The sequence below is a fragment of the Clostridia bacterium genome (assembly GCA_028698525.1).
Taxonomy (GTDB): Bacteria; Bacillota; Clostridia; order JAQVDB01; family JAQVDB01; genus JAQVDB01.
On the sequence record JAQVDB010000125.1, the window covers coordinates 1 to 2,873 of the forward strand.

The following is a 2,873-nucleotide window of genomic DNA, read 5'->3' on the forward strand; positions in this document are numbered from 1 at the left end:
CCAGTTTGCGAGTTCGGAGTTAGCGAGTTGTTCGCTTCCCCTAACACCTAAGACCTCACACCTGTGCTCTATGCTCTACACCCCTGTGCCTGCCCTGACAATACAACACAATACTATTTTACCCCTAAAAATATTTATTCTACAAACCATTAATTATTATGTTCTTACATAAAACGTCTGGGATGGCTTTTATCATTTGAAGCAAATTGATTCCGTTATATTTTAGTCGTTATAATTCACCCAATAAAGCCCCTTAACTCCATATCCGACATTGGTTATCCTTATATAGACATTTGGATTATAAATCGACCTAATTATAATCTGACCCGAATATGGTTTTGTTTGCCTAACATATAATATAGCTTTATTATCAAAAGATATTTTAATGGGGCCTAAAATCTTATCTTCAAATAGATATCTCTCTTTTTTAGTTTTCATATTGTAAAGCATAATCTTTTTGCCATCTTTTATATATATAATTTCATCGTTACTCAACCATCCTGGTGAATATCCTTCAAGCAATACTTCATAATCACCATCCGACACATTAACTCTTACTATTTTATATAAAGTAAGAAATGGCTTCCCTATTTCTTGATAGGGAATATCTTGCTCTACACACAAAATCTCTCCGCCTTCATTCCATTGGGGCTGAAATATACCGACAATATCTAAGTCGATTACTCTGTCACTCTCCTTTTTTATATCATAAATTGATAGCCTCCCCTTGTCATCCCTGTAAGCTATTTCATTATCAGTATATGATAAAGATGGGCAAGATATATTACCGGGAAAGGCTGGAAGTCCGAAAATAGAATTAACTTCTAATTGAGATGTTAATTCGCATTTATACAAAACCTTGGTTTTGTAAGGCATAGTAGTTTTAGAATATATAAACCCTTTTTGGTTATTAAAAAAGCTCAGAAAAGAAAGATTTGCAAAATCGTTATTTTTTAAAGTTTTCATTTGAAGATTCGGAAGCTCTACAAAGGTAAGTTTGGCATCAGAAGTAATGTAGCATATCCTGCCCTTAAGACTTCTTTTAAACTTCGCGACTTGGCTTGTATGATATAAATAAATTGCGAAAATGCCAACTAATACCACGATGATAAGAACCCAACTGACATTTCTTATTACTTTCATAACATATATCTCCGTTACATTATCTAATATTTATTGGTGAATCATTAATTGCTCCAACACCCGCAAATGCTAACACAGTATCTCTCCAGTGAAAACAATTTTGGCTGTAAAGATTATATTGAGAAAACAAAGGTATGGTTCTTTGAATGAAATATAAAACAGATTCAGCAATATCTACATCATTTGATACAAGAACCCTAATATCATTTGCAGTGAATCTTGGGATTTCAGAATCAACTAAGCCTGGGACATCTAAATTTAAAAATGCTCTCTGAACGTATCCTCCTACAGGGTTAAACCCATATGCAAAAACAGATGTATCATAGTTCACCTGAATATAGGTATGATAAAAAGTCATGTTCGCATGAATACCTGGCCCTCCGGGGAAAGAAACGTTTGTAATCTCCCGATATCCGACATAAACACTTGCCTGAATGTCGTCTTCCTCTTCTTCCCACCAATCATCATTCCACCAATCTTCATCCCCCCAATCATCATCCCCACATAACCCTAACGGATCGATGAGGTTGACGGGGTTGTTGTTGACGTAGGTGTAGACGTTAGGACCGTCGATGGGGCCGAGCGGATCCTGTTGGATGAAACGGCCTAAGTTAGGATTATAGTACCTGTTACGGTAATAATAAAGCCCGGTCTCACTGTCTAACCTTCTGCCGGTGAAGAGGAACTCCGTACCATAGCTATTATCAGGGAAGCCAGAGACTCTTATGCCTCCATCGTCCGAGCGAGCATAGCGAGCGGGCTTCCCTCTTCCCTCGTTATCTATCCCCTGGGCTCTGTATAATTCCTGCGAAGCTCCACCGCTGCTATACAACCTGATGAGCGTAGCAGAAGGCTCTATTCCCTGATCTCTGTGCTCCAAATGTCTAGACCTGCCCCCTATTTATGATACTTATATAAATCGTTTGGTAAGTTTCATATACTCCCTAATACGATGCAACTTGTCTATCAGTTCGCAAATGTTTCCTTTACCTCATTACTGTTTATAGTAACTAAAGCAAGGATTCCTATAACTGTGCCTATAGGAAAAGATAAACATAATATTGCTGATATAATGTTAATAAATAATGGATGCTTTCGTTCTCTAATATATTTTGCTGATAAAAACAAACACACACACATTGCTAAGCTGAAGACTAAAGACAAGACAGCAATAACTGATAAAATAATCGGCACAGGGTAAGGCGGTGCCTCATTTGATATTATTCTTAATACAGCTAAAGGAGCAATCAAAGATAGCGGCACTCCTACTAATGATAAAAATTTATAAGTGAAGGCAATCTGTCGTAAATAGCCATTTTTCTTCATTATTTCTCCTCTTTATTGTGATTTGTGTATAGGTACTACAGTTGTGTATGTCCAATAAACACCACCACCTAAATTACCAAATTCATAATTTGCCATTTGCCCAGTACTAACATCAAATGATCGTCCCAGAATAAAACCTACATGACCTTCATTCGAAAAACCAGCTTGATCAAAAATGGAACCTGGGCTATAAGACAAGGCCATATTACCCACATCAAAAACATAATCTACTATTTCATTAGTAACACCGGTAAATGGATTAGCACTCACATCTACTCCTGTACCTAAGCCAACTGAAACGCTTACGCCAACATTACCGCTAGTATCCCATATTAAGGAAATATCAGTAGTAGCTCCTACTACTATGGCCACATGTGATCCAAAAAGACCAAAAGATCTCGTCT

The 2,873-nt window shown here is 37.1% G+C and carries 4 protein-coding genes; all 4 read right to left on the bottom strand.

What is annotated here, in order from left to right; genetic code table 11:
* Positions 1-222: 222 nt before the first annotated feature.
* Positions 223-1,143 carry a hypothetical protein gene (locus tag PHP06_10980; GenBank protein MDD3841063.1) on the bottom strand — a complete coding sequence of 307 codons (921 nt, stop codon included), beginning with the start codon at positions 1,141-1,143 and terminating at the stop codon, positions 223-225.
* A 19-nt stretch (positions 1,144-1,162) separates the two neighbouring features.
* The gene (locus PHP06_10985) at positions 1,163-2,023 is read right to left on the bottom strand and encodes an RHS repeat-associated core domain-containing protein (GenBank protein ID MDD3841064.1); all 861 of its coding nucleotides are present in this window, start codon (positions 2,021-2,023) and stop codon (positions 1,163-1,165) included.
* An 86-nt stretch (positions 2,024-2,109) separates the two neighbouring features.
* Positions 2,110-2,469 (bottom strand): hypothetical protein, encoded by a 360-nt coding sequence (locus tag PHP06_10990; protein ID MDD3841065.1) that lies wholly within the window; start codon positions 2,467-2,469, stop codon positions 2,110-2,112.
* A gap of 12 nt (positions 2,470-2,481) precedes the next feature.
* Positions 2,482-2,873, bottom strand: a 392-nt coding sequence (locus PHP06_10995) for a hypothetical protein (GenBank protein ID MDD3841066.1), incomplete at its 5' end; no start/stop codon positions are given.

What these genes read in the sequence shown, in the direction of transcription:
- PHP06_10980 (MDD3841063.1), bottom strand. Translation starts at nt 1,143, where the DNA reads ATGAAAGTAATAAGAAATGTCAGTTGGGTTCTTATCATCGTGGTATTA.
- PHP06_10990 (MDD3841065.1), bottom strand. Translation starts at nt 2,469, where the DNA reads ATGAAGAAAAATGGCTATTTACGACAGATTGCCTTCACTTATAAATTT.